This window comes from Tabrizicola piscis, from assembly GCF_003940805.1.
GTDB lineage: Bacteria > Pseudomonadota > Alphaproteobacteria > Rhodobacterales > Rhodobacteraceae > Tabrizicola > Tabrizicola piscis.
Window position 1 is genome coordinate 890754 of record NZ_CP034328.1, and the last position, 26921, is coordinate 917674.

26 protein-coding genes are annotated in these 26921 nt (G+C 64.2%); 11 read left to right on the forward strand and 15 right to left on the reverse strand.

Annotation, left to right across the window (positions count from 1 at the left end; genetic code table 11):
- Positions 1-46: 46 nt before the first annotated feature.
- The 3 genes from EI545_RS04300 to EI545_RS04310 all read left to right on the forward strand — a co-directional run bounded on the left by EI545_RS04300 (position 47) and on the right by EI545_RS04310 (position 3441).
- Entirely contained in the window at positions 47-745 is a 699-nt protein-coding gene (locus EI545_RS04300) for a DUF421 domain-containing protein (RefSeq protein ID WP_164517208.1), read from the forward strand.
- A 279-nt stretch (positions 746-1024) separates the two neighbouring features.
- The gene (locus EI545_RS04305; protein WP_125324330.1) at positions 1025-2524 is read left to right on the forward strand and encodes a lipopolysaccharide biosynthesis protein; all 1500 of its coding nucleotides are present in this window, start codon (positions 1025-1027) and stop codon (positions 2522-2524) included.
- A complete protein-coding gene (locus EI545_RS04310; RefSeq protein WP_125324331.1) occupies positions 2521-3441 on the forward strand; it encodes a polysaccharide pyruvyl transferase family protein in 921 nt (306 codons plus the stop codon). Before EI545_RS04305 ends, EI545_RS04310 begins: the two co-directional genes overlap by 4 nt.
- Here the strand turns inward: EI545_RS04310 and EI545_RS04315 are convergent.
- Together EI545_RS04315 and EI545_RS04320 are read right to left on the reverse strand one after the other, a co-directional pair.
- The gene (locus tag EI545_RS04315) at positions 3398-4438 is read right to left on the reverse strand and encodes a glycosyltransferase family A protein (protein WP_125324332.1); all 1041 of its coding nucleotides are present in this window, start codon (positions 4436-4438) and stop codon (positions 3398-3400) included. The genes EI545_RS04310 and EI545_RS04315 overlap by 44 nt on opposite strands.
- Entirely contained in the window at positions 4438-5523 is a 1086-nt protein-coding gene (locus tag EI545_RS04320; RefSeq protein ID WP_216842486.1) for a glycosyltransferase, read from the reverse strand. Before EI545_RS04320 ends, EI545_RS04315 begins: the two co-directional genes overlap by 1 nt.
- Positions 5524-6139: 616 nt before the next feature.
- Between EI545_RS04320 and EI545_RS04325 the strand changes: the two genes are divergently transcribed.
- Entirely contained in the window at positions 6140-6772 is a 633-nt protein-coding gene (locus tag EI545_RS04325; protein ID WP_245990284.1) for a sugar transferase, read from the forward strand.
- Entirely contained in the window at positions 6772-7995 is a 1224-nt protein-coding gene (locus tag EI545_RS04330; RefSeq protein ID WP_125324334.1) for a polysaccharide biosynthesis/export family protein, read from the forward strand. The genes EI545_RS04325 and EI545_RS04330 overlap by 1 nt, the downstream gene beginning before the upstream one ends.
- Here the strand turns inward: EI545_RS04330 and EI545_RS04335 are convergent.
- On the reverse strand, positions 7992-9125 hold the full coding sequence (locus tag EI545_RS04335) for an O-antigen ligase family protein (RefSeq protein ID WP_125324335.1): 1134 nt from the start codon (positions 9123-9125) through the stop codon (positions 7992-7994). The genes EI545_RS04330 and EI545_RS04335 overlap by 4 nt on opposite strands.
- A 77-nt stretch (positions 9126-9202) precedes the next feature.
- Complete coding sequence (locus tag EI545_RS04340; protein ID WP_125324336.1) at positions 9203-9982, reverse strand: family 16 glycosylhydrolase; 780 nt, start codon at positions 9980-9982, stop codon at positions 9203-9205.
- 274 nt (positions 9983-10256) lie between these two features.
- Here EI545_RS04340 and EI545_RS04345 point away from each other — a divergent pair, with 274 nt between their 5' ends.
- The gene (locus EI545_RS04345; RefSeq protein WP_125324337.1) at positions 10257-11405 is read left to right on the forward strand and encodes a glycosyltransferase family 2 protein; all 1149 of its coding nucleotides are present in this window, start codon (positions 10257-10259) and stop codon (positions 11403-11405) included.
- On the opposite strand, the gene EI545_RS04350 is transcribed toward EI545_RS04345, so the two are convergent.
- From EI545_RS04350 to EI545_RS04390, 9 genes are all read right to left on the reverse strand, one after another.
- Positions 11384-12376, reverse strand: coding sequence for a glycosyltransferase family 2 protein (locus EI545_RS04350; protein ID WP_125324338.1), 993 nt, complete (start codon positions 12374-12376; stop codon positions 11384-11386). The two genes, EI545_RS04345 and EI545_RS04350, sit on opposite strands and share 22 nt — an antisense overlap.
- A 51-nt stretch (positions 12377-12427) precedes the next feature.
- Positions 12428-12679, reverse strand: a complete 252-nt coding sequence (locus EI545_RS04355) for a hypothetical protein (RefSeq protein ID WP_125324339.1) — start codon at positions 12677-12679, stop codon at positions 12428-12430.
- A 124-nt stretch (positions 12680-12803) separates the two neighbouring features.
- Positions 12804-15197, reverse strand: a complete 2394-nt coding sequence (locus EI545_RS04360) for an AAA family ATPase (RefSeq protein ID WP_125324340.1) — start codon at positions 15195-15197, stop codon at positions 12804-12806.
- 115 nt (positions 15198-15312) lie between these two features.
- Positions 15313-16164 carry a glycosyltransferase family 2 protein gene (locus EI545_RS04365; RefSeq protein WP_216842487.1) on the reverse strand — a complete coding sequence of 284 codons (852 nt, stop codon included), beginning with the start codon at positions 16162-16164 and terminating at the stop codon, positions 15313-15315.
- Positions 16161-17138, reverse strand: coding sequence for a glycosyltransferase family 2 protein (locus EI545_RS04370; RefSeq protein ID WP_125324341.1), 978 nt, complete (start codon positions 17136-17138; stop codon positions 16161-16163). The genes EI545_RS04365 and EI545_RS04370 overlap by 4 nt, the downstream gene beginning before the upstream one ends.
- The gene (locus EI545_RS04375) at positions 17135-18286 is read right to left on the reverse strand and encodes a glycosyltransferase (protein ID WP_125324342.1); all 1152 of its coding nucleotides are present in this window, start codon (positions 18284-18286) and stop codon (positions 17135-17137) included. The genes EI545_RS04370 and EI545_RS04375 overlap by 4 nt, the downstream gene beginning before the upstream one ends.
- Positions 18287-18294: 8 nt before the next feature.
- Positions 18295-19209, reverse strand: coding sequence for a UTP--glucose-1-phosphate uridylyltransferase (locus EI545_RS04380; RefSeq protein ID WP_125324343.1), 915 nt, complete (start codon positions 19207-19209; stop codon positions 18295-18297).
- Between the two features lie 383 nt (positions 19210-19592).
- Positions 19593-20993, reverse strand: a complete 1401-nt coding sequence (gndA, locus tag EI545_RS04385) for an NADP-dependent phosphogluconate dehydrogenase (protein WP_125327237.1) — start codon at positions 20991-20993, stop codon at positions 19593-19595.
- The gene (locus tag EI545_RS04390) at positions 20990-21880 is read right to left on the reverse strand and encodes an SMP-30/gluconolactonase/LRE family protein (protein WP_125324344.1); all 891 of its coding nucleotides are present in this window, start codon (positions 21878-21880) and stop codon (positions 20990-20992) included. Before EI545_RS04390 ends, gndA begins: the two co-directional genes overlap by 4 nt.
- A gap of 69 nt (positions 21881-21949) precedes the next feature.
- On the opposite strand from EI545_RS04390, the gene EI545_RS04395 reads away from it, so the two are divergent.
- The gene (locus tag EI545_RS04395) at positions 21950-22372 is read left to right on the forward strand and encodes a GlcG/HbpS family heme-binding protein (protein WP_125324345.1); all 423 of its coding nucleotides are present in this window, start codon (positions 21950-21952) and stop codon (positions 22370-22372) included.
- Here EI545_RS04395 and EI545_RS04400 read toward each other — a convergent pair.
- Both EI545_RS04400 and EI545_RS04405 read right to left on the reverse strand, forming a co-directional pair.
- Positions 22369-23397, reverse strand: a complete 1029-nt coding sequence (locus EI545_RS04400; protein WP_125327238.1) for an L-idonate 5-dehydrogenase — start codon at positions 23395-23397, stop codon at positions 22369-22371. The genes EI545_RS04395 and EI545_RS04400 overlap by 4 nt on opposite strands.
- A complete protein-coding gene (locus tag EI545_RS04405; RefSeq protein WP_125324346.1) occupies positions 23397-24344 on the reverse strand; it encodes a 2-hydroxyacid dehydrogenase in 948 nt (315 codons plus the stop codon). Before EI545_RS04405 ends, EI545_RS04400 begins: the two co-directional genes overlap by 1 nt.
- A gap of 121 nt (positions 24345-24465) precedes the next feature.
- Between EI545_RS04405 and EI545_RS04410 the strand changes: the two genes are divergently transcribed.
- From EI545_RS04410 to EI545_RS04425, 4 genes are read left to right on the forward strand one after another with little or no spacing between them, the layout of a single operon-like run.
- The gene (locus EI545_RS04410; protein ID WP_216842488.1) at positions 24466-25209 is read left to right on the forward strand and encodes an SDR family oxidoreductase; all 744 of its coding nucleotides are present in this window, start codon (positions 24466-24468) and stop codon (positions 25207-25209) included.
- Positions 25206-25703 (forward strand): gluconokinase, encoded by a 498-nt coding sequence (locus EI545_RS04415; protein WP_245990286.1) that lies wholly within the window; start codon positions 25206-25208, stop codon positions 25701-25703. Before EI545_RS04410 ends, EI545_RS04415 begins: the two co-directional genes overlap by 4 nt.
- The gene (locus EI545_RS04420; RefSeq protein ID WP_125324348.1) at positions 25700-26587 is read left to right on the forward strand and encodes an NAD(P)-dependent oxidoreductase; all 888 of its coding nucleotides are present in this window, start codon (positions 25700-25702) and stop codon (positions 26585-26587) included. The genes EI545_RS04415 and EI545_RS04420 overlap by 4 nt, the downstream gene beginning before the upstream one ends.
- Positions 26584-26919, forward strand: coding sequence for a putative quinol monooxygenase (locus EI545_RS04425; RefSeq protein WP_125324349.1), 336 nt, complete (start codon positions 26584-26586; stop codon positions 26917-26919). Before EI545_RS04420 ends, EI545_RS04425 begins: the two co-directional genes overlap by 4 nt.
- Positions 26920-26921 lie beyond the last annotated feature (2 nt).

A 26921-nucleotide genomic window follows, 5' to 3' on the forward strand; every position in this document is an offset into this window, starting at 1 on the left:
CCCCGATGAGCCCCATTGCGTTTCGCACCTGCATCCGGAGACGGCCATGGACCAGATCATTCCCTTCGATCCTGAACGCATGATCTGGGGCAGCGCGCCCGCATTGATTTACCTCGAAATTGCGGTGCGGGTGGGGGTCATCTGGATCTGGACGATCGTTCTTTTGCGGTGGGTCGGCGGACGCAGCATCTCACAAATGTCGGTGGTTGAGTTCCTGCTGGTCATCGCGCTGGGATCGGCGGTTGGTGACCCGATGTTCCAAGCTGACGTTCCGTTGCTATATGGGATGCTCACGATCCTGCTCGTCGTGCTTGCGGACAAGGCTGTTGACCACGCCTTCCGGTACTGGACCACCGCAAAGCGTCTGGTTGATGGAAGGCCCACCGAGATCCTGCGCGAGGGGCATCTTAGCCATGCCGGGCTCGACAAAAAGGGAATTGGGCCAACGGAGGTTATGGAAATGTTGCGGCGCGCAGGCGTTCGTAACCTTGGGCAGGTGGAATATGCCTATATGGAACCGTCCGGCACCGTATCGACCTTCCTTTACGATCAGCCCCGCCCGGGCCTGACGATTGTCCCGCCGTTGGAATTGCGCCGCCTTCCTGCGCCCGACGCGCTTTCAGGGGCATGCTGCACATCCTGCGGTCTGGTCCGGGCGACGGCAGACGGCACATGTGCCGAATGTGGAGCGACGGAAGTCACCCGCGCCGAAAGGCTGGAAAGCCGGGAAATCTCATCAGCGTGAGGCTGGCACCAAGGTTGAGTGCCTGAAGCATAGGCGCGGTGGCTACGGGCACCGGGAGGTCGGCTGCCCCGCGTCGCGCATTTTGGACTGCAGTCTGCCGTCTGGGCAGGCAGTTTGCGCGATTTTTTGCCGCCAGCGACCCAGATCGGCAATGACTTGCCCGCCCGGCATCGACGGGCTCATTTGGCCTTTCAGCATCCACCTTGGAGGGACATACGCTGACTGCGCGATCTGCGCTTTGTCGTCACCCAGCCTGTGCTGGCCTTACAAAGTTGAGCCATGGCCGACACCGCGACCCCTTCCAATGGCCAGAGCGATGGGCTGGCGCATCTTTCCGCCGGAAGGGCACGCGCTGCGTTGCTTGGCGTCTTGTGGAGCTTCCTGAACACTGCGGTCTCGACACTTCTTGCCGCTGGGGTGTTCCTTGTCACGTCGCGATACCTTCTGCCCGATGACTTTGGCGCGGTCGCCTTTGCCGCCTCGATCATCACCGTGCTTGCTGTCCTGACCCCTACGGCCTTTGGCGAAGCTCTGGTTCAGCGCAAACTGCTAGGGCGCGACCATCTTGATACGCTGTTCTGGCTGACCCTTCTGGTTTCGGGGATGGGCTACGGCATTCTGGTCTTGCTGGCACCCGCCATCGCCGACCTGAGCGGGGTTCCCCTGCTTGCGTCAATTTTGCCGGTTCTTGGCCTGCGGCTGGTCTTCGATGGGCTGCTGACTGTGCCGGCCTCGCTGATCATGCGGCGGATGCAGTTCCGCGCGGTGGCCGTGCGCACGGCGATCGCCAACGGGATCGGAGCGGTCGTTTGCCTTGTCATGGTTCTGATGGACTATGCGCTTTGGGCGCTGGTCGCGTCGCAGGTCATCGCATCCTTGGTGGCCATGGTGGTGGCATTTGCCGGTGCGCGCTGGCGGCCCGGCCTACAGGTGCGCTGGCAATCGTTGCGCGATCTGATGGGCTTTGGCGGCTATGCCATGGGCGGCAGGCTTCTGAATGAGCTGCGGATCGACCAGTTCCTGCTTGGGGTTCTGCTTGGTCCGGCGGTCCTTGGTCTGTTCTATTTCGGGCGTCGGTTGTTTCAGATGCTGAAGGACCTGACCGTCGGCGCATTCTCTCCTGTGTCGAGCGTCCTGCTGGCCAGCCTGCAGGGTGAGGTCGAAAAAAGGCGGCGGGCCTATCTTGTCGCCAGCTATGCATCGGCCGGACTGGCGTTTCCGTTGTTCGCGGGGCTGATGGCCGTGGCACCTGCCGCGGTCCCTTGGGCCTTCGGCCAGCAATGGCAAAGCGCGGTCTTCACCGTCCAGTGTTTCTGCGCAATCGGCATGATGGCCGGGCTTGGCCAGATGCAGGCCGCGTTGATCCGAAATCTTGGCAGGCCGGACTGGTGGTTCTGGTATCAGGCCGTTGTCCAGCTGTCGACGGTTCCGGTCGTGCTGATCTTCTACCGCTTCGGTCTGGACGTCGTGATGATCGCCATCGTCCTGAAAACAGTGTTCCTTTGGCCTCATTCCGTGTTGATGGCACAGCGGATGCTGGAGATGCCCTTGTGGCACTACTTCCGCAGCCTGCGGGGCCCAGCGCTTGGGTCTGCCGCAATGGTGGTCTGGGTCCTGCTGCTGCCGGGGCTTTGGCCGGGCGCGTCGGTCGGATTGACGCTGCTGCTGCAGGTCGCTTCGGGCGCTGTCGTCTATGCGTTGGTCCTTGCGGCCACGTCGTTCCGATCATTGCTTGAGACCGGCAGACTGCTGCGCAACGCACGGGGTAAGACGCAATGAAGCTGACCTATTTCCGGAACACTCCGGCCAATTTTGGTGACGAGATCAACGCGTTCATGTGGCACAATCTGGTGCCCCCCGGGTTTCTTGATGAGGATGAAACCGAGCTTTTCTTGGGGATTGGGTCAATCCTGTGGGACCACCTGCCGAAATCGCCAATCAAGCATGTGATGGGGTCGGGCTTTGGCGGATATACCGCCCCGCCAGATGTGCATGACGGATCATGGAATGTCGTCTGGCTGCGCGGCCCGATCACCGCCGAAAAGCTGGGGCTCGACCCAAGTCTTGCCATCTGTGACTCTGCCATCCTTTTGCGCGCAACGACCCTGCCACCGCCGTTGGGCGGCGGGAGAACAGTTTTCATGCCGCATTTCGAAAGCGCGGCCCGTGGCAGTTGGCAGAAAGTCTGCGCCTTGGCGGGGATCGACTATCTGGATCCGCGAGGTGACTGTGTGGAGCTTTTGTCCAAGATACGCGGGGCCCGCCTGATGATCACCGAGGCGATGCACGGCGCCATCGTGGCCGATGCATTGCGGGTGCCCTGGATTCCCATTCTGCCCTTCTTCCCGCAACACCGGGCGAAGTGGGAAGACTGGGCCCGATCGCTTGCCGTCACCCTCTCCCCAGCAACATTGCCGCCTTCGAACCTGCTGGAGACCTATACGCTGTTCACAGGCTTGCCGGGAAAGGGCCAGCGGTCGCGTGCGATGTTCAGGTCGTGGCCTGCGGCACCGGTCAACAAGGCGCTGGTGTACCGCGCCGCCCTAAGCTTGCGCCGGTTGGCGGAAAAGGGCGCGCCGCAGCTGAGTGGCGACGCAGAGATCGACCGCGCGACAGAGCGCAGCGTTGAGGCACTGGACCGGTTCGTGCGGTCTAGAACTGCCGCGCCTGCGGCCGCCGGTCGCAAAGAACGGTAAGGAACAGCGGCGGCATTCGCAGTGGCAGCAACGGGTCATGCTGCAAAAGCTTCCAGAAGCTTGCCATAGGGGGCCGACGGCCCCGCAGCAGCGTGCGCAGGAACAGAAAACTGTACTCCCGTCGTTTCGTCCGGGCGCGGTCGCGGGCAAAGGCGCTGCGGCTCGGTGTCATGCTGGTCATCCGCAGCAGTTTCTCGGCGAAAAGAAGCTGGCAGCCGATCCGCTCCAACGTGGCGGGCGCGTTCCAGTCATGGGCGGCGAAGAAGATGTTCACGCCCTTGCCGCAGATCACGTTGCAGCGCCAGGATATGGCAACTGGAGCGCCAGACAGGACGGCGGTCAGCCAGAACATACGGTCTTCGCTGGCGCTGCGAAGGTCGGGGTCAAACCGCAGGCCCCTGATCCGCGACGCGCGGACCACAACGGTCGAAGTGTGGCTCAGGTAGCCGGTGACGAACTCATCATCCAGGGCATGTGCCGCAAAGCCCAGCACAGGACCCTTCGGGTCAAGCAAGGTTGCGCGATCAACCAGCGCGCGTCCCTTGTCGGCAAGCAGTGGCACGTCCTGCGAGAACAGATCGAAGGCACCCTCACGGCTGTTGTCGCAACAGTAAAAGTCATGGCCCAAGTCCAAAGCCTGCAACGCATCGCGCAGGTGCGTCGGCAACCAGATGTCATCTGAATCAAGGAACGCCACGAAGTCCGCGCCATCGCCTTCGGCCAGCGAAAGGCCCCGGTTCCGCGCGCCGCCAGGGCCGCTGTTTGGCTGACGGTCGACCTGGACAGTGACATTCGGCACGGGGGCCAGCCCCGAAAGCTCAGCCTCGGCCGGCACGGGGGATGAGTCGTCGATGATGTAGACCTTGATCATGGTCTTTGGCGGAAGGTCCTGCGCAAAGACGCTTTGCAGCGCGCGAAAAAGGATGCCGGGCGCGCGCTGGAAGAATGGGATCACCACCGCGATTGTCCGTGTGCTGTTGGCCTGACCCGCTGACATCACGCGGCAGTCCGCAGCCGGGCGGCGTCTTCCACCACTGACAGGAAGGTGTCGAACTGGCGCGCGCTGTCCATTTCGGGGCGCAGGGAATACTTCAGCGCGGCGGACGAAAGCGCGGCATGGTGGTCCGGATCGGCCCACAATCTGCTCACTGCCCCGACCCAGTCTGCAAGCGGGGCGTCATAGTCAAGCGCAATGCCGCCCGGGCCAATCGCCTCGCCCAGACCGCCGCGCGTCGATCCGACCACGGGGATGCCGCTGCAATGCGCTTCTGACGCGACACGGCCCCACGCCTCTTCCCAGCGGCTGGGTGCCAAGAGCACGCGGGTGCGACGGAGCAGACCTTTCATGTCGTTCGTCCGCGGTTCGAACCGGATGTTTGAATACCCGCTGATCCGTTTCGCAAGGTCCCGGCGCTGGTCGGGTGAAAGCTGCCAGCTTTCGACGAAAAGAAACGGAATCTCCGGGCAATGCGCTGCAATCTCCATGGCGCGGTCAAGGCCCTTTGCCGGGACGGGATTGATGAATGTGACAAGGTCGCCGTCTGGGCTTGTCTCATACAGGGTGCGGTCGATGCTGGGCCGGATGATCGTGGCCTCGATCCCAAAAGTTTCGGCATAGCGGTGCGCCGTGAAGGCAGAGTTTGCGATGAAGCGCGCGCCGTGCAGACTGCGGATATCGCCGCCAAGCTCTGCAAACTCCACGTTTCGCAGGTAGACTACCAGTGGCACCCCCGCGGCGGCAAAGGCCCTGCCGATCGGCACGGTCCCGTGGCATTGGATGACCGCAACATCAGGCTGCACCTGACGCACGACCGTATTGGCAACCTGATCTGGAAACCAGGCGCGATGGACCGGGTAGCCCTGTGTCATGTCGGTCACAAAGCCCTTACCTGAAAGCTTCAGCCGCGCGCGGGCCTGCAATCCGAACCAACCCTCGCCGTACAGGGGCGCAAGCACCTGTGGCCGATGGCCTGTGTCGGCAAGTTTGCGCGCCAGATGGTGGGTGCTGCTTTGCACCCCACCGGCCGCCTGCGGCGGATATCCGTTGCCGCCGGCAAAGACGATGTCCAAGGTCCGCGTCACCGGGCGGTTCCCATGCGTCGACTCAGATTGCCAAGCCCCCAGCGTGGCGTTGCGCCGTCCTGTTCCGCCGCTTGCCCGTCAAGGCCGTCTGAAAACTGTGTCTGATAAAGCTTCATCAGGAAGCCTCCGTTTCTCGAATGATGCGGCCTACCGGGCTATTCCGCAGCGCAGCAACCAAGTCCCTGCCCCGAATCACGCAGCGTGAGTTTTCTGCAGGTGCTCAACCAAAGGTAGCACACAGCCACATGACAGTACCCCGATCCGGAGGCATGCCGCAGTGCAGCGGCAGTTCTCTGCCATTTGCGCCTTTTCAGTAGGCGCAACCATGCTTCCCGCCACTTGAAGCAGCATCACTCCGGTTGCTGCACAGCACGAAACCTGTTTCTACCTTGGCATGAGTGGAAGTTCGGTTTTGATAATTCTAGGTTGAGTAATGGTCCACGAAATTGAAACGATCATGCCAAGTTCATGGCGATTGACCAGGCAGAGAGGGCATTCGATGGGACTTCGCGCGCAACACTTGATGGATATGAACGCCCCTGCAACGACCGCCCAAACCTATGGTGAACAGGTCAGGCGTGGTAGCGTCGCGCATCCGTCCGCGGACCGGTTGCCCGTGTCGCGGCCGGCCCAGGCTGTGGGTGGGAACGCCAAACGGGTATCGGATATTGCGCTGGCATGCATTGCCCTGATCGGGCTGCTGCCGATCTTGCTTGGTGTTGCCCTGCTGCTCAAGGTCACCAGCCGCGGGCCTGTCTTCTATGGCCATGAACGCGTCGGCCTAGGCGGGCGGCGTTTTCGCTGCATGAAGTTCCGCACGATGGTCGTGGATGGCGATAGGGTGTTGGAGGAGTATTTCCGCCAGTTCCCCGCCGAACGGGACGTCTGGCTGGCTGAACGCAAGTTGCGCAATGACCCCCGCGTCACGCCGCTGGGTGCCATCCTTCGCAAGCTTAGCATTGATGAGCTGCCGCAGCTTTACAACATCATCATGGGGCAGATGAGCATTGTCGGCCCGCGTCCCGTGGTGGCGGATGAGCTCAAGATTTATGGTGGGTCGGCCGCCCATTACCTGCGCACGCGGCCCGGGCTGACGGGCCTTTGGCAGATCAGCGGTCGCAACGAAACCGGGTACCAAAAGCGCGTGCTTCTGGACCGGCTCTATGTCTTGCGCTGGTCTATGCTGCTTGATCTGCGGATCGTTGTGCTGACAGTTCCGGCGGTCCTTTCCTCACGCGGGGCAAGCTAGTGCGACATGTCGTTCTGTGCCTTGCCCTGCTCTCCACCGTGGCAGCGCGGCCAGCAGGTGCCGAAGCCGAAGTGATTGCACCGTCGGACGTCTTGACCATGCGCGTGACCGACTGGCGGCCGGTTGATGGCGAGTTGCACGAATGGGAAGCGATCTCAGGGACCTACACGGTTTCAGCCGATGGCCGTGCCGCCTTTCCCTATATTGGCGAAATCGCCGTGGCAGGCATGTCCCCGGTCGAGATTGGCGAACGGATTGGCGAAGAGTTGAAACAGCGCTTCGCCTTGGCCGACAAGCCCTTCGCCAGCATCTCGATCACCGAGCGTCGGCCCATTCTGGTGGGTGGAGTGGTCCGCAGCCCGGGTGAGGTGCCGTTTACCACCGGGATGACCGCACGCCATGCCATTGCTCAGGCCGGCGGGGTCGTGACGCCCGGTGCTGATCAGGCGTCGGTCATGGTGCAGATGCTGACCGCCGCCGCGCAAGTCCGTATCCTGAGCGATCAGGAAGCCGCAGCCACGCTGCGCATCGCACGGCTGCGCGCCGAACTGGACGGCGCTTCGGTCCTGCCGCCGGTTGCTCTGCCGGCAGGCGAGGGTGCCACCGTAGCCACCCTGCGTGCGGACGCGGAACGGCTGCTTGCGCTGCGGCAAGAGCGGCTGGAACGTGAACTTGAACTGATCGATGGCCGGATCGCCCTGCTGGACGAAGAGATTGTTGCCCTTGGCGCCAAGCAGACGGCGCTGGAGCGGCAGCGTGCCTTGGCCGAGGAAGCGCGGGCGGGCATCGCTGACCTTGCCGAACGCGGCCTTGCGGCGAACGTCCGGCTGCTGGATGCCGAAGAAACACTCGTCACCGTCGAAACGCAGGTGCTGGATGTGGCAACAGCACTCTTGCGGGCAAGGCAGCTGTCACAAGTTGCCAAGTCGGAAAGGCTCCAATTGGTCGAAGGCCGCGCCTCCGAACTGATGGTGGAACTGGAGACTGCTGAGGTTGCGTTATCGGAAGTGCGCGAACGGCTCGCCTTGCAACGAGCCCTTGCTGGCTTCCTGTCGGCGGACATGGGCGAGGCTGGGGGCGCGACCGCTTTGGAAGTGACGATCTATCGCACGATGGATGGCAAGTCTTCCGTCCTGCCCGATAGTCCCGACACGGTGCTGCAGCCCGGTGATCTGGTCGAAGTCACGCTGCCCATGGACATGCCCTTGGGCAGTGGCGGCTAAAGCCTCAGCCTTCTGGCCCGGGAGATGTAGACCAGTACCGCGACGGTCAGAATGGTCCCGATGTCGAACTGAAGGAAGAACGGCACCTCGACCATGGATAGAACGGCCTGCCGAACCATGAACAGCGCCAGAAACAGCGTTTCGGCACGCAAGTCGCGCATCACCCAAGCCAGCGCACCCGCCAATCCACCAAGAACCAGAACGGCTTGCAACGCAGCGCCGACGATCCCGATTTCCACGGCGTTGGACAGATAGGCATTATGAAAATGAAAGCCAGTACGGCTTTCCACCCCAAAGTCGTCCCAAAGCATTTCAGCCAATGGGTTTCCCGGCACCCAGACGGCCTGAAACCCCGAACCCAGCCATGGGCGCTGTGCAATTTCATCCAGGGCGACCTGCCAGAGGTCAGTCCGACCCGTCAGCGACACATCCTTGCCGGTGGCATCCAGCAGCATCACAGAGAGGCCATCGAAGCTGGCCGCGATCACCAGCACTGTGGCTGCAATGGCCAGAACAGCCAGACCAACCGCCACCAGGCGTTGCGGTTGCGCCAGTCTGCGCAGCGCAAGGATCACCATCAGCGCCGCGCAGACCACGATCATCGCCGCGACCGTGCCAACCGAGTTTGCCCGCACAAGCAACAGCCCGCCAAGACCAACGCTGATCGCCCCAACCGCGCGCCAGCGTGTCGGCAGCTGCCGGTCGACGATCAGGCACAGACCGATCAACAGCAGGATAGAGCTTGAGGCCGCCATGGCATTCTTGCTGTTGTAGATGCCAAGAAACCCCTCGCCATCGGCCCGCGCCCGGCCTGAGGCCAGGCTTGCTGCACAGGCAACAAGGAACGCTGCCGCCATCGCCTTCAGCATGGCCAAAGGGGGCATTCGCGCTGCGATCGTTGTTGCAAAAAGCACCGTGATGACCAGTTGCAGGCCATGCCGCAGGCTGCGCTCCGGGTCGTCAGACCAGAGGACAGACAGCAGGCACCAGCCGACCATGGCCCACAGAAGTGGCTGGCCCACCACCTCAGCGGGCACCGCTGCGGGGCGGCGTGCGACGAAGGCCATCGCAGAGGACAGAAACCCAAGTGCCGCAAGCGTTCCAACCATCGGCACAAGGTGCAGGCACATCAGTGCGGCAAAGCACAGCACGACATTCGGTGATATCTGCAGGATAACCGGCCCGCTGTCCGCGGATATGGTCCGGGTCAGGGCGTCTTGCACAGCACGGACTCGGGGAATTGGCAGTCCTCACCAAGGGGGGTGAAGGCGGTCCAGTCGATCTCCATCACCAGCGGACCTTGCGGTGCCTCGAACGGGCCCATCCAGTCGACAAGCGTGTCGCTGCCCCAGAAGCTGAAGTACAGCTTTTGCGGCGTGACCGGCAGGTTGCTCTCTGCCCGGTGGACCTCAACGCCATCGATGAACCAGCGGATGCTGTCGGGTTCCCAGATGAAGGCAAGGTCATGGAACGCCGCGTCTGTTGGCGGATCGACTGGGACCGTGGTGCCATTCTGCTGGGTGCCGCTCACAAAGGTGTTCAGCGATATGCGGCCCGTGTCACGCGTCAGGACCTCAAAGTCGATCTCGTCGTGCGGCGCGTTGTGGACCGGCCCGATGTAGGTGAAAAACGCGGCATTCAGGCCCGAGCCTTTTGCCGTGCGGATGCGCGCCTCATAGGTGCCGTGGTGGAACGTCGCATTGGTTTGAATCTCGCCACACAGATGGCCAGACTGGCCCTCGGTACTGGGCATAAAGCTGAGATGCAGGATGCCATCCACCACGGTGACTGCCTGCTTTGACCAAGTACAGTTCTGGTGCGGCCCGTTGGTCCAGCCATCCGAGGTGAACCAGATGCCCGGGTCCAGCGTGTCGAACTCATCCCGAAAGGCCGCGCCTACGGGTTCGTTGGCGAAGACCGCCGATGGCAGCAGGACAAGAGCGCAGGCAAACATCAGCCCGGCGGGTCGACTGGCGAAAACTGGCATCGGCAAGCATCCTTCTTTTTCATTCGGCCATCCCGCGAAAATGGGGAGAGTTTGCGTAGCTCAACTTTCGTCTTGGTTGTATAGTCAAAACTGAATCTACGGGCGCAGCGGCAAGACTCTGCCCAGAAATTCAACGCCTTGGTCAGGTTTCCGCCACCGGCCAGCCTGCGGACATGGTCATTCAGCGGCAAATGGTGCATCCCTGCCAAGGCGATGCGGCAGTGCAGCAAAGATACCCGGAAGAAGGCAAGTTGTCCTGAAAGTCTCTGTGATCATGGCGAATTACCGGGGGGCCCGGCACCTCTCCGCCGCCATGGCATCGGTGTTGCGGCAAACTTACGCTGATCTGGAACTGATCGTGTCGGATGATGCCTCGCCCGATGGCAGCAGCGCAGTCGTGCGGGCGGCTATGGCGACCGATGACCGCGTCCGTCTGATTGAAACCGCGCAGAATGCGGGTCCTGCAGCCGCGCGAAACCGTGCCTTGGATCTGGCGTCTGGCGAATGGGTCGCCATCGTCGACAGTGACGACCTGCTGCATCCGCAGCGCCTTGAACGGCTTCTGCGCGCTGCCGATCGTTTGGAAGCCGACATCATTGCCGATGACTTGATGTTCTTCGGCACCTCACCGGCGGCCTGCGGCACGACGCTGCTTCTGCCGCTTGATCTGCGAGGGGCTCTTGCGGTGTCCCCCGACATGTTCCTGCAGGCAAGTGGCGAAGATCGCACCATGCCCGCGCTTGGCTATCTGAAACCGATGATCCGCCGCAGCCGCATGGACGCGGCCCGCTACGACGAATCCCTCCGGATTGGTGAGGATTTTGATCTTGTCCTCCGCCTGCTCCTTTCCGGTCTGCGCTACGTCGCTTTGCCTGATCCGATGTATCTTTACCGCCGCCATGGGGCGTCCATCTCGCACCGGCTGAGCGTGCCGGCCGTGGATGCGATGTTGGCCGCGCATGACCGTATGGCCCCGTTGGCAGAGCCTGCATTGCGCCAGGCGTTAGAGGAACGGCGACGGGGGCTGGTCGCGCTGAAGCGCTACGAACAGCTTGTAGAGGCCATCCGCAACCGTGACCCCGGTCGCGCCGCCGCTGCGCTGCTGCTGCACCCCGGTCTGGTCATGAACCTTGGCCGCAGCCTGTCCGAACGCTTTTCCCGCCGCGCGGAAACCCCGCCCCAAAGGCAGCCGGCAGGCCTGCGCCTTGGTGCTGATGCCCCGTTCAGCGACACCCAGCCGCTCTCCCTGCCCTGCCCGGCCGTTCCGGTACCGGGTGAGGCTTGGCAAACCCCGCCGGCCCGAATGGCAGCGGCTTTGTCCCGATTGTCCGCGCTTCACGATCTGTCCCCGGTCGTGCTGGACGATGCAGGGGCTTGGGCGGCAGACCTCCTCGCCGCGCTTCAGACGGCTGAGGACCTCTGAACCGGCAACAGGACGCGCTGGGGGGGCAATGTCTCGTGCTTTGTCGAGAGCAGGGATGCAAGCTTGTCTGACAGGATACCGCCAGCAATTGGCCACAGGCTGGAGGGCGACGACAGCGCAAACTTCGCGGCTTGGCCGACCCCGTCCGTCGCCTTTCTGTCAAGAAAACTGCGCAAGAGATAACGATCGCGGACCTGCCGTTGATGTCGCCGCATGGCCGCCTGCGCCGCAGGAAAGCTGACCGCCGCCGCGATATGCCGCGACGTCGCGCCAAGAAGGGCGTACAGATCGCCCGTCCGGTGCTGCCCGCTGAGCGAGTTCGCCCGCACCCGCGCGGCATAGCCGATCTGCCGGGTCAACCGAAACCGCGCGCCCTGCAGCAGAAGCCGGATGTAAAGGTCATAATCCTCCCCCAGCCAAAGCGCGGGATCGTAAACCAAGCCGTTGAGCAGAATGCTGCGTCGGATCACCGGCTTCAGAAACCCGAGTTCCCCGCGTTTGACCGCACGGTGGGAGATGTTGCCCTGCACAAAACCTTCAAGATCAATCGGTTCGCTGCCGCTGGTCGCGCGTGGCAAAGTCTTCGGATCAATCCTGCCGGGCGTGCTTTCGGGAACGAAAACGATGTTGTCGGCAATGATGTCCCACTCCGCATGGCAAAGAAGCTGGGCAAAGCGGCCGGGCAGCAGATAGTCATCAGCGTCAAGGATGGCGATGAAGGGCGCGGTCGACTGCGCGATGGCAAGATTGCGTGCGGCGGCGGGGCCGATGTTCACCTCTTGCCGCAGGACGACAAGCCGCTTGTCGCCAGCCGCAGCCGTTCGGGCGGTAGCCCCGGTCGCATCGGTGGAGGCATCGTCCACCACCATCACCTCAGCGACTTCGGGTTCACCCAGCGCCGACTGCACGGCATCGCCGATGGTGGCTTCGGCATTGCGGGCTGTGATGATGACAGCAACGGGGCCGGTCATGCCGCCACCTCAGGCAACATCACGCCAAACGACGGCCCTGAGGCGAGGTGGTCAGCCCTTTTGGGCGACGTTCTGCGCCGGCTTCGCGGGAAGGCCGCTGGCCTCTGCGCCCTGCAGCTTTCGCCGCCGTGCTTCCGACTGCGCCATGGCAGCAACCCACGCCACGTAAAGGAGTTGTCCAACGACGAAACTTGCAGCGGCCAGTCCGAAGGCCCCCCAACCGGAATAGCCCATGGCAACAGCCGCCGCAGCGACGCCAGCCGCAACGATCGCAGAGCCCACAACGAATCCGATGATATGCAAGCGAACGCCTCCCAATCGTTCGGAATGCCTACAAGGATAATGGGACAACTGTTGGGCAAGAATCTGCCGAAGGCAAGAACTTCAGCAGAGAAGGGCGCCATGCGGCCTGATGGGGGCGGGGGAGTCAGGACTGATACTCGCCGTAGGTGCCCAAGTAAGCCTCAAGACTTGAGCGGTCGACGTAGTCGCGCAGGGCCACCATATCGACCCGGTTCAGAACCACGCCCACCAGACGCTCGGCCAAGGTTTGCTCGGCTTCGACGACCCGGCGCAGCAGGGCCTTGGGCGTGGTGCCCCATTCGGCGACCATCACCACGTGATCCAGCGCGCGCAGCAGAAGCCGGGCATCGACCACCGGGCCAAGCGGTGCCAGGTCCACGATCACATGGGCATAGGTCTGACGCGCATCGCGAAGCATATCCTGCACCGGCTTTGAGGTCAGAAGTTCGGCCACATGCACAATTCCGCCAGGAAAGACACAGGGCAGAACGTCGACGCCGGCCAGATCATGTTTCCGAAGCGCCTCGGTCCATGGAACCTGACCCAAGGCCACCTCCACCAGCGATGGACCGGAGGTGATGCCCAGCCCCCGGCTGAGGCCTGACCGTCGCATGTCCGCGTCGATCAGCAGGACCGGCTTACCACTGGCCGCCAGAGTGCTGGCCAGATCCAGAGCCAGCGTCGATTTCCCCTCACCCGGCCTGACCGAGGTGATGCCCACCACAAGGTGTTCCCCGCCCGGGGGAACCTCTCGTACGCGCCGCATCCCAAGCGGCCGCTCACGCCCGCTGGCGTGCAGGATGCTTAGACCAAGGCGGATGTTCTGCAAGGTTTCGGTGTAGATCGCATGGTTCTGCACCTCCAACGGCGGTTCATCCGGCGCGTCATGATCACTTCGGTTGAGAAGGCGACGTGCAGCCTGCCAGACCCGCTGCAGCGACGTGGTCGCAGGTGTCGTAAGGGTCATGTCCGGCAGGTAGCCCAGAAAGGGCAGGCCAGAGGCCGTCGCCACATCTTCGCCCGTGCGCAGGAAGCGGTCGCGCCATTCGCGGACCGCCGCCAGGAGCGTTCCGAAGAACAGACCCATCACCAACATCACCGCCAGCACCCGGCTGGCCCTTGGCCCATCCGCATCGCGTGGCACCTCCGCCAGCGACAGGATACGCACGTCAGCGATCGGGAAATCCTTCTGCTGGTCGATCTCCTGAAACTGCGTCAGGAAAGTCTGGTAGAGCGTCGACAAAGTCTCGGCCCGCTGTTCCAGCGCCCGAAGCTCCACCCTCGCTGCGCCGCCCGCCGCGTTGTCGCCCATGGCCACGCCAAGACTGTCGCGCAACGCCTCTACCCTGGCTTGCGACACGGCATATTCGCCCCGCGCCCGCTCCAGCCGCTGCTGAACGCCGGTGAACAGCCGCTCTGCCGCCGTGGCCACCGCGCCAGTCATCAACTCGGCCTGCGGGTGGTCAGCGCCAAAGCTTGCCGTGATCCGGTTCAGGTCAGCCACGGCATTGGACAGGTTCGACTGCAACTCCTCCAGCGCCGGATCGACCGTGGTGCCAGTGCCCACCTGCGCGCCGGATTGCAGCCCTTCGACGCCCCGCGACACGACGGCTTCATAGCTTTCGACCAGCGCCTTGCTGCGTGCCGCATCGGCAATCGCTTCACCAAGGTCTGCATTCAGCTCGCTGACCGATTCCTCGGACATGAAGCGCCCGTCTGAGGACATCAGCCCGTTCTCGGCCCGGAACGCCTCGGCCGCCGCGGCAGCGTCGGCAGCGGCAGCCTCAAGATCGGACAAGCGGCCCTGCAGCCATTCCGTCGTCCGCTCGGTCGACTCGAAGTTGGCGCTCAGAACATCCGCGATATAGGCCTCGGAATAGGCATTCACGATCGCTGCTGCCAGCGCCGGGTCATGCGACCGAAAGTAGACCGACACGCCGCCACTGCGACTGATCCGCTCCACCCCGATCTTGCCGCTGAGGTCGCGAATGATCTGCGGCGGGACCTGTCCCACTTCGGCGCCCGGCGCAGTCGCTGGGCTGGGTGCGGGCTGAAACACCATCCGCGCCACGTCCACCGGCAGGCGCACAACTCCGACAGCCCCCCGCACCAGCCGTGATGCCAACGACCGGGGCGGGTTCAGAAAGCTGTCATTTGTCGCCAGATCAAGCTTCTGCGCCACCGCTGCAGCAAGGATATCCGACCGGATCACCAGCCGCGCGTTTTCGATGGCGACGTCCGAAAGCCGGCTGCTGTCCATCGCGACAAGTTCCCGGACCACGGCACTGGTGCCTGCGTCCAGCAACAGGGTCGAGGAGGCGAGGTAGCTTTTCGGGGTTGTCGCCAGGTAGGCGACCCCTAGCGCAAGGCTTAGCGCAACCGGCACAAGGATCGCGCGCCGCCGCCGTCTGACGATGGCAAGCAGACGCGACAGATCGATCGTGTCCGCCCGCTCCTCCGCCGCTCGCGGTGAAAGCGTGTTGGGGCTGTCAGCAAGGCGAAGGCCGATCTGTGTCATCGTCCTGCGCCTTCCGGGGTGGTGTCTTGCAGCATCCGGGGGCCGTCGCCGTAAATCTCGATCCGGTCAAGACCGACCAGCTCTGCCATGGCGCCAACGTGCAAGGCTCCGCGCATCAGGGCCCGATTCCGCCCCCCTGATCGAAAGACCGCGCCCCGGCGATGCCAAGGCAGGCAAGGGCCTTGCTGGCCGCAACTGCCATGGCGGTGGCGCGGGCGGGCGTTCCTTTGCCTTCGGCCAGGAGGCTGGCATGGGTCTGCCCCATCCGGTAGCGCCGCCGCAAAAGCCAGCGCAAAGAGGCCCGGTCATCCGGCACGGTCTCTTGCACCACGGCGTCCGGGGCCCAGACGATCTGGCCGCCAGCCCGCAGCATGTCACGGAAGAAGGCAGTGTCCTCACCCCCGGTCCGCCCCCGTCGCGGATCGAACTGCAGGCCTTGCAGCGCCGGTGCGGCCAAGTCCAGCAGGACGTTCGAGGTATAGCCCTGCCGCACGATCCCACCCGGCCCCAACTCAGGCCGCGTGTCATGGACAGACCCGCGCTGCATCCAACTTGGGGCATTCGGGCTGTAGATCGCACGAACCGGGCCAACCACGGCTTCGGCCCCCGTCTCGGCCTGTTTGCGCAGCAGCGCGGCAAGCCAACCGGGGCTGACCTCCTCATCATCATCCACAAACGCAAGAAACCGGGCGCCCGCGCCCCGACCTGCCGCAAGAATGGCGTTGCGCGCGACCGAGATGTTGCGCGCTGGCGCATGAATATGGCGCAATTCCAAGGGATGCGCCGCAGCCAGTCCCGCAACAAGCGGCAACGCAGTTGGGGTGTCGTCATTGTCGGCGACGACGACGGTTACCGCGCGCTCTGGCAGCGCCAGCCCGGCCAGCGACCCGAGGGCTTCCGCCAGAGAGGGCCGTCGAAAAGTACAGATGCCGATCATCACTGCATCTGTCTTGGCCGGGCGGGTCATGCCGTTTCCCCTTTTGCGATGGCCAGGGGGACCGTCTGCGCCCAGAACCCGGCGGACCACGCCAGATGCATCGCCCCCGCCAGAAAGCCTGCGACGACGGCCAGTGGCTCGCGCCGGGCAACGGCCAGCACCACCCCGCCGCCGAGGCAAGCCATCAGCCAAAGCACGGCAGGCAAAGCGAACGCCGGATGAAGCGGCGCGGCCACGCCCAGCAGCACCGCTGGAGCAAGGGCCGCCACTGCCACCTGCCGGGGCGCTGGCCCCATGCGATGTTTCATCAGGTTCCGCGCCCGGCCCTTGCCAAAGCGGAAATACTGCAAAAGCAGGCCTGAAAGCGTTCGGCGCGGGAAATAGTCCAGCCCGGTCTCCGCCGTCAGCCAGATCCGAAACCGCGCCGCCCGCAACCGGTGGTCAAGCTCTGCGTCCTCGTTGTGGCTGAAACTTTCGTCATAGCCCCCAACTTCCCGGAACGCGGCAATCCGCATCAGCGCGTGGTGCCCATGATCCACCCAGCGGCCATGCGCCCGCATCCTGTGCGCCGACCCCCCATTGCCAAGCCGAGAGTTCTGCGCCATCGCGATCAGCCGCTGCATCGGCCCGTCGCCAACCGCTGTCATGCTGACCACCACGCTGTCTGCCCCGGTGCGCTGTGCTTCCTCCAGCAGGCGGTCGACATAGTCGGGCGGATAGGCGCTATGGGCGTCGATCCGCAGCAGCCAATCGGCGGAGGTGCCGAACATCGCCACCGCAAGGTTCACCGCCGCACCCTGCAGCCGCTTCGGATTGTCGATCAGCCGAACAGTCGGGTCGGTCCGCGCGATCTGGCGCACGATGTCCTGCGTCCCATCGGTCGATCCGCCGTCTGCCACCACAACGGTCGCCCCGCTGCGCTGTGCAAAGGGGGCAAGGCCGCCCAAGACCGCGCCGATATGCGCGGCCTCGTTCAGGACCGGAACCACGATCAGGACCCTCATGCCAGTACCCATCCGTCTGGAACCACGGCGCTGTCCCGATCTTCCAGCAGCGCCACCAGCGCACGGCTGTCGTCCGGCCCCGCTTCCCAGGTGGAGCGTGGAACGGCTGCCAACCCGCCCCGCAAGCTTGCAATGCCAGCACTGTCCACGCCCACAAGTGCTGCGCGCAAGTCATCCTCATCGGGGCCACTGGCGATCACGCCTATGCCCAGCGACCGCAGCCGCGCCGCCACCTCAGTGCCGTCAAGGGCCAATGGCACGGCACCCTGCGCGCAGCCTTCGTACAGCCGGTTTGGCAGCAACCAGTCCGAGTTGCCCCCCGCCTCATACCTGTCGATCAGCCAGGCAAGGTCGATACCGGCGTAGATCTCGGCCAGGTCGTCCGGCCAGCGATAGGGGCCAAGATACGCAATGTCCGGGTTGGCCTGCACGGTGGCGTGAAAGTCGGGCACAACGTCCAGTGCCGGCTTGCCGCGCAGGATCACCTGCCAGCGCCCCGGGTCCGCGCGCGTCAGCCGGTCAAGCATCGCCAACGACCACGCGCAGCGCAACACGCCAAACCAGCCAATCCGTATCGGCCCCTCAGCCCTGACGGGATGAGCCTGCCCTGACGTCCGAAACGGCTTGTTCTCCACCAGAACAACCCGCCGCGCCGGACGGTCAAACGGCGTCAGATAGTTGCGCACAAAACCGGGCGACGACACGATGACCAACGCCACCTGCCGCATCAGCCCAGCCTCAATGGCTCGCAGCATCCGCGAGGCCAGCCCCCGCCCCAGCAGCAAGCGGTGGATGTCCAGAAGTTCATAGACGATCCGCGCCGCAGGATACGTCCGGCGCAGGGAGACCGCCAGCGCCAGCATCTCCAGATTCCGGGCGATGATTACGTCGGGCGGAGGGCCATCGCCCAGCCGCCCAGCAAGTCCCGGCAGGCAGCGCAGCACCGCCGCCGCGCGCGCCGCCATGCGCCCGTTCCGGGTTTGGCCAAGCACCAGTGCTGCGCCGGGCAAACGTCCCGTGCCCCGGCGAAAGCCTGCCAGCCGCACTTCGGCCCCGCCTTGGCGCAGCATGTCATGCCGACGCCAGATGGCGCTGTCGTCAAGATCGTGTGCCAGATACAGGACCTGCGTTGGACCAGCCTCGGCCATCTCAGGCCCTATTCCGCCGCTGCGGCAACTGCGCGGGCCGGAACCGGCGCCATGTCGACATCCAGAAACGCGCGAAATTCGTCGCGCAGGTCGGGACGCGACAGCGCAATGGCCACCGTCGCCTGAATGAGGCCCGCCTTCGACCCGCAGTCATAGCGCTTGCCCTGGAAGCGATAGCCAAGCACCGATCCGGGGTTCTCTGTCATCTCTTGCGCGATCGCATCGGTCAGCTGAATCTCGCCCCCGGCACCGGGTTTCTTGGCATTCAGATGATGCATGATCGCCGGGGTCAGGATGTACCGCCCGATCACCGCGTGGTTTGACGGCGCGGTTCCCAGCGCTGGCTTTTCAACGATCCCGGTCGGCCGAAGCACGTCGCCGATGGTTTCGACCACGTCCAGAATGCCGTAGGACGATGTCCGTTCGGGCGAGACCTCCATGGTGGCGATGACATTGCCGCCATACTCCTCAAAAACCTCGACCATCTGGGACAGGCAGGGCTTCTCGCCAAGGATGAGGTCGTCCGGCAGAATCACTGCAAACGGCCTGTCCCCCACAATCCGCCGCCCGCACCAGACCGCGTGGCCCAAGCCCAAGGGCTGATGCTGACGGATGCTGACCAGATGGCCACTGCCAACGTTGGTATCCTTGAGCGTGGCAAGAAGGTCGGACTTTCCATCCTTCCGCAACTGCTGCTCCAGGCTGCGGTTGACGTCGAAGTAATCCTCCAGCGCGGACTTGCCATGGGCGGTCACAAAGACGAAGTCGGTAATGCCAGCATCGCGCGCCTCATCCATCGCATACTGGATCAGCGGCTTGTCCACGATGGTTAGCATTTCCTTCGGGACTGACTTGGTCGCTGGTAGAAACCTTGTGCCAAGACCAGCGATCGGAAAGATGGCAGTGGTGACCTTGTTCGGCACTTTCACATCTCCTGGTTGCTGTGAGTGATTTTGGAAACACCTAAGAATGTATTAACAGATGAAAGCGAGGAACGTTCCCCTTAAGCGCAATGAATTGCTGCAGTGCGGCGACAAGCTGCCGATTTCAGCATATCGCAGGCATATGTCCGCCGTTCGCGAGGAATCTGTGCAGATTGTATTGTTCACGAACTTCCGAAGAAGCCCGCTGCGCGCAGGCGCCTGACGCTCAGTTTTGCCTGCGGTCGTTCAAACTGTGTCGAACCAGAAACCGGTGTCCCCATTCCTGCGCCCGGGGTACCCGCTTGGCAGGCAAGCCCGGGCAGCATGTCATGGTGGTGTCCACACGGCTGGTGGAGAGCGAGTTAGGCTGACTTGCAGCCAAATCAGCCCTTGGCCCAGGGGCCGTGCGGCAGGTCAAGTCCGTCCAGCCGCTTGAACCCGTGCAGGCCAAAGAAATCGCGCTGTGCCTGAATCATGTTGGCAGTTCCGCGCGCGGTGCGCATCGCGTCGAACCACGCCAGACCAAAGGCGAGTGCCGGGCACGACAGACCGTGCAGCGCCCCTGCCGCCACGACCTTGCGCAAGGCGGGCAGCGACAGGCGCAGGTGATCGGCGAAGAAGGGGGCCAGCATCAGGTTGCGCCCGGGATCTTCGGCCAGTGCCTCGGCCATGTCGTTCAGCATGGCCGACCGGATGATGCACCCCGCCCGCCAGACCCGAGCGATGGCGGGCATGTCCAGCGCCCAGCCAAACTCGCCCCCCGCCGCGGACATCATCGCAAAGCCCTGCGCATAGCACAGGATCTTGCCCGCGATCAGGGCCTGCTCCAGATCCCCGGTCGACAGCCCAGTGACAGGTTCTGGCCCCGGCCCGAAGACCGCCTCGCCCGCCGCACGTTCCGCCACCCGGGATGACACGTTGCGGGCCATCACGGCAGCCTCGATCACCGGGATCGGGGCGGCGAGGTTCTGCGCCTCGATCACGGTCCAGCGGCCCGTGCCTTTCTGCCCGGCGGCATCAAGGATCACATCCAGCAGCGGGCCGCCCGAAGCCGCATCCTTGGCCTGGGCGACGATGCCGGAAATCTCGACCAGATAGGACCGCAGGGTGCCTTCGTTCCAGCGCGCAAAGGTGGTGCCAATCGCGGGCGCGTCCATGCCGAGGCCGTCGCGCATCACGCCATAGACCTCGGCGATCATCTGCATGTCGGCGTATTCGATGCCGTTGTGGACCGACTTCACGAAATGCCCCGCCCCCGCCGGACCCATGTGGTCGGCACACGGGGTGCCATCCTCGGCCCGCGCAGCGATGGCCTGCAGCACCGGCGCCATGCGCGCCCAATCGGCCGAGGCGCCGCCTGCCATGATCGCTGGGCCATGCCGCGCGCCCTCCTCACCCCCCGACACGCCGATCCCCATGAAGCGGAACGGCAGGCCAGCGGCATTGCGGCGGTTGGTGTCATGGAAGTTCGCATTGCCGGCGTCGATCACCAGGTCATCAGGTCCAAGCAGCGCCGAGAGCGCGGCCACCTGTTCGTCCACCGCTGGCCCCGCCGGGACCATCAGGATGATCGACCGGGGCGGCGAGATCGCCGCCACCAGATCGGCAAGCGTTGCGGTCGGGGTAATCCGTCCAGCCAGATCGCCAGCCGCAGCATGGAAGTCCTGCGTCACTTGCGCCGTACGGTTCCAGACCGCTATCGGAAAGCCCTTCTCGGCGATGTTCAGGGCCAGCGCTGCCCCCATCGTTCCAAGGCCAATCAGCCCGATCTGTGGCGTGGTCATGGCCATTGCACTCCCCTTCTGTTCAGGATCACCGAATAGACGCTGGTCGTCGCGGTGATGAATAGCCGATGCTTCGCCCGTCCGCCAAAGCAGATGTTGGACACCAGTTCCGGCACGAGGATCTTGCCCAGCAGTCGCCCGTCCGGCGCAATGCAATGCACCCCGTCGGCAGCCGAAGACCAGAGGTTGCCATCGCTGTCGCAGCGGATGCCATCGGCGCAGCCGGGGCTGATGCTGTGGAACAGGCGCCCGTTGACCGGCCGTCCGTCAATCATGTCATACACGCGGATGTGCTGGGGGTCGGGGCTGAACATCCGCCCTGTGTCGGCAACATAAAGCCGGGTCTCATCCGGGCTGAAGGCAAGGCCGTTCGGGCAGGCCATGTCAGAGATCACAGCCTCGATCCTGCCCGAGGGGTCGAGCTTGTAGATTTGGCAGGGAAGGTCTTGCGGGGCCCTGAAGCCTTCGTAATCGGTCATGATCCCGTAGTGAGGGTCGGTAAACCAGATGCCGCCATCGCGGGCGACGATGACGTCATTGGGGCTGTTCAGCGGCTTGCCGTCGAAACTGTCGGCAAGGGTGGTGATCGTGCCATCCCATTCGGTCCGTGTGACACGGCGGGTTCCGTGTTCGCAGCTGATCAGCCTGCCCTGCCGGTCGCGGGTATGGCCGTTGGCATAGTTCGACGGGCTGCGAAAAGTGGTTACGCCGTCTTCCGTCCAGCGCAGGATGCGGTTGTTCGGGATGTCAGAGAACAGAAGGCACCCAAGATCGCCGAACCAGACCGGGCCTTCGACCCAGTCAAACCCGGTCGCCAAACGTTTGACAGGAGCGTTGCCAAGCACATAAGTCGCGAATACAGGATCATGGACTTCGAAGAATGACATGACAGCTGTCTCCCCTTCCGCTAATTGTTATCGTTACCAGACCCAAGCGTCAAACCGAAAGGCCGGCCCATGCAGATCACGCTGCCCACCGAAAGACTGACCGATGCAGCCCTTCTGGCCATGTTGCACGCAGGCGCGTCCAAGGCGCAAGCCATGGGTCAGCCGCAATGCATCGTGATCGTCGATCCGTCGGCAGTGGAACTTGCGGTGCTGCGGATGGTGGGGGCAAGGGTTCTGTCCCTGCGGTCGGCCCGGGCCAAGGCGCAAACGGCGGCCTCGACCGGCAAACCGTCCGACGCGCTGCCCGAGGCGGTCCGCCCCGCCATCGCAAGTGCGACGGATGGGGCGATGACCGGCCTTGCCGGTGGATTGCCGATCTGGCGGAACGGCGTGCTGCTGGGCGGTATCGGCATCGGATCAGGCACCGGGGCGCAGGATGTGGAGGTGGCCGAGGCGGCTCTGGCTGCCATTGGCGCAAGCGCCGCACCCTAGCCGGAGAAAACGATCTGGGCCTTCATCGCCTGGCTTCGGTCGCTGGCCAGCCGGAAGGCCGTTTCCGCGTCATCCAGCCCGACGCTATGGGTGATCAGCGGCTTGACGTTGATCAGCCCCTTTTGCATCAGGCCCACCCCGACGGCGAATTCCGAATGAAAGCGGAACGACCCGCGCAGGTCCAACTCCTTGGCGGTGATCGCCATCATCGGCAGGGTCATGTCGCCGCCCAGACCCAGTTGCAGAATCACCCCGCGCGGGCGCAGGGCCGTGATCCCGCCCGCCAAGGCCGCCGCAACGCCGGTGCATTCGTAAAGGACGTCGAAATAGCCCTTGTCCGGGCTGTAGGCGGCCAGCGCGTCCGGCTCGGCGCCGGTGTTGATCACGCGGTCCGCGCCGACCTTCAGGGCCAGCGCCAAGGTGAAGTCCGACAGGTCGGTCGCCACGATCTCGGCTGCCCCCGCCCGCCGCGCGGCGAGGATCGACAAGACGCCAATCGGCCCGCAGCCGGTGACGAGGACACGCTTGCCCAGCATCTCCCCGGCCCGTTTGGTGGCATGGAGCGTCACGGCAAGGGGCTCAGCCATCGCCGCCTCTCCCGGGGTCAGGCCGGTGGCATCGACGCATTGGCTGGCATCGGCCACAAGGCTTTCACGAAACGCGCCCTGAATATGGGGGAAGGGCATTGCGCTGCCGTAGAACCGCATGTTCAGGCATTGGTTCGACAGACCTTCCAGACAGAACCTGCACCCACCGCACGGGCGGCTGGGTGACACGGCAACCAGTTGGCCCTTGGTGAAACCTGTGTCGCCCGCATCCTCGACAAAGGCGGAAACCTCATGGCCAAGGATCATCGGTTCGCGCAGCCGCACCGCGCCAAAGCCGCCGTGGTTGTAATAGTGCAGGTCAGACCCGCACACCCCACCTGTCGCCAGCCGCAAGCGGAGCTGGCCCGGACCGGGGGTCTCCTCGGGCCGGTCCTCGATCCGCAGATCCTTCGCCGCGTGAATGACGATCGCGCGCATCATGCCACCGGCGTCAGCAGCGGCTGACCGGCGAAATGCGCCATCAGGTTGTCGCGCACCAGCTTGCCCATGGCTTGCCGCGTCTCATAGGTGCCGCTGGCATGGTGCGGCTGCAACAACACGTTCGACAGCGCCAGAAACCGCGGGTTCAGCTTCGGCTCACCTTCAAACACATCCAGCGCGGCCGAGCCGAGCTTGCCGGTTTCCAGCGCAGCAAGCAGCGCCTCTTCGTCGATGTTCGAGGCGCGGCTGATGTTGATCAGCATGCCCTCTGGCCCCAGCGCCTCGATCACCTTGGCCCCGACGATATGGCGGGTGGCGGCTGAGGCGGCGAGGGTCACGAACAGAAAGTCCGACCGCGCGGCCAGTGCGACAGGATCGGCAATGAACTCCCACCCCTTGGCATAATCCTTGGGGCCGACGTCGGAATAGGCGATCTCCAGATCAAAGCCCGCCAGCCGCTTGGCAACTTCGAACCCGATGCGACCAAGCCCCAGCACGCCCGCCCGCTTGCCCCAGACCCGGCGCTGCAAGGCGTAAAGCCCCTTGGCCGCCCATGACCCATCGCGCACCCAGGTTTCCGCGCCGATCATGCCGCGCGACTGCACCAGCATCATCGCGACGCCAAGATCAGCGACGTCATTGGTCAGCACATCTGGCGTGTTGGTCACCCGGATTCCGCGTTCCCGGCAGGCGGCCAGATCGACGGCGTCGTAGCCCACGCCATAGACGCTGATCACCTCCAGCTGCGGGCAAGCGCCGATCATCGCGACGTTGGCCCCCAACTCTCCCCGTGTGGCGATGCCCCTGATCTGCGGTCCGATTTCGGCCAGAAAGCTGGCCTTGTCAGGGGCCTCAAAGTATCGGTGCATGTGGAAGGCTGCATCAAGCGGGACCTGATCCCATTCGGGATAGGGGCCGACTTGCAGGATATGGGGCTTGGTCATGCTCTTTCCGATCCCGGGTTGACAGTGACTGGTCTTGACAGTGCTTGTTATCGATAACATAAACAGAGGCAACGACAGTTGTCGAGTGCGAACTGAAAGGAAGAAGAACTTGGGACAGCAGATGTTCGACCTTACGGGGCGGCGCGCACTGGTCACCGGGTCGTCTCAGGGCATCGGCTTTGCGCTTGCCGAAGGTCTGGCCGCAGCGGGGGCGATGGTCGTGCTGAACGGGCGGGATAAGGCAAAACTTGCCGCCGCCGCCGCGCGTATCGCGGGGGCGGAAATCCTGGCTTTTGACGCGACGGACCACGACGCTGTCCGCACCGCAGTGGATGCGTTCGAGGCGGCGGGCAAGCCCATCGACATTCTGGTGAACAACGCCGGTATGCAGCACCGCGCACCCCTGGAAGATTTTCCCGCCGACGCGTTCGAGCGGTTGTTGCAGACCAACATCGCATCCGTATTCCACGTCGGTCAGGCAGTAGCCCGCCACATGATCGCGCGGGGGCGCGGCAAGATCATCAACATCGGATCGGTGCAGACCGCCCTCGCCCGCCCGTCCATCGCCCCCTATACGGCGACGAAGGGGGCGGTTGGCAACCTGACCAAGGGCATGGCGACCGACTGGGCAAAGTACGGGCTGAACTGCAATGCCATCGCGCCCGGTTACTTCGACACGCCCTTGAACGCGGCCCTTGTGGCCGACCCCGCCTTCTCCGCTTGGCTGGAAAAGCGCACCCCAGCCGGTCGCTGGGGCAAGGTCGAGGAATTGCAGGGCGCCTGCATCTTCCTTGCGTCGGACGCCGCCAGTTTCGTAAACGGGCACATCCTTTATGTCGACGGCGGCATCACGGCGTCGCTGTGACCTTGCGCATCGTCATCATGGGGGTGTCGGGCTGCGGCAAGTCCAGCGTCGGCGAAGGCTTGTCCGCGCGACTTGGCATCCACTACCGCGATGGCGATGACCTGCACCCGGCCGCGAACGTAGAGAAGATGCGCGCCGGAATCCCCCTGACCGATGCCGACCGCTGGCCCTGGCTTGACCGGGTTTCCGCCGTGCTGGCAAGCGAAGCTCCGGTGATCGTCGGCTGTTCCGCCCTCCGCCGCGCCTACCGCGACCGGCTTAGTGCGGGCGCGGGCGGGCCGGTGACGTTCATCCACCTGTCCGGCAGCCGTGACCTGATCGCCGGGCGCATGGCCACCCGTACGGGCCATTACATGCCGACCAGCCTTCTCGACAGCCAATTCGCAGCCCTCGAACCCCCGGGACCAGAGGAGGCGCTGACGATCGACATCGACCAGTCGCTACCTGCGCTCATCGCTGCAATTGCGATCCATCTGGAGGGAGCCAGCCCATGACCGAGAAAATCGCCCTGATCGGTGCAGGCGCCATGGGCGGCGCCATCGGCGCGCGGCTGGTGGCGACCGGCACGCGGCTGGCAGTGTTTGACCTTGACCCCGCAAAGGTCGCCCCGCTGGTGGCTGCTGGTGCGACCGCCGCCACCTCTGCCGCCGATGCAACCAAGGGCGCGCGGGCGGTGATCCTGTCGCTGAACGCGCCGCATATCGTTCGGGCCGCCGTCTTTGGCCCCGGCGGCGCGGCCGAAGGTGCTGGCCCCGGAACGCTGATCATCGACATGTCCTCGATCGACCCCGAGGCAACGAAGGCGCTGGCAGCCGAAGCCGCAGCCAAGGGCCTCGCATGGGTGGACAGTCCGCTTTCAGGCGGGATCCCGAAGGCCGCGATGGGCGATCTGACCCTGATGCAGGGTGGCACACCAGGGGATGTCGCCGCGGCGCAGGTGATCTTGGCACAGGTCGCGTCGAACCAGACACGGATGGGTGGCCCGGGCGCGGGGCAGACCACCAAGCTGATCAATCAGGTGCTGTGCGGCCTTGGCTTTCTGGCCGTGGCCGAAGCAACTGCGCTTGCCGAAGCGGCGGGTGTGGATGCCGAAATGATCCCGCAGGCGCTGAAGGGGGGCCGCGCCGATAGCGCCATCCTGCAGGAATACATGCCCCGCTTCGCTACGCGCGATTATCGCCGTACGGGCCGGATTGACAACATGGTCAAGGACCTGAATGGGGCTGCCGACCTTGCCCGTCTGACCCAAACCCCGATGCCCCTGACTGCCCTTTGCGCCGAAATCCACCGGATGCTGACCGCGGCAGGGCTGGGCGGTGAAGATCAGGCCGCGCTGATGGAATTCTTCAAGGGTCCGCGAAAGGAACTGTTCGAATGATTACCCGCTATGCCCTGTTTGAAGGCACCGTGCGCCCCGGCCAGACCGAGGCCTTCCGCGCCGCCGTTCTTGCCGAGATCCTGCCGGTCTGGCGCCGCTTTCCCGGCGCCTTGGCCGTCCATGTGACCTTCTCAGACGACCGCGATGAGGGCGCGCCAGAGTTCCCGCTGATCCTGGCCATCGACTGGCCGGACCGCGCCACGGTGGACGCCTTTCTTGACCACCCGATCCGCAAGGAAGGCCGGGCCGCGACCGAAGGCGTGCTGTCCCGCTTCTTCACCGGGCGCATTCACCACCATGTCACCACAGCCCAGAGCTTCGAGCCGATCTAAGG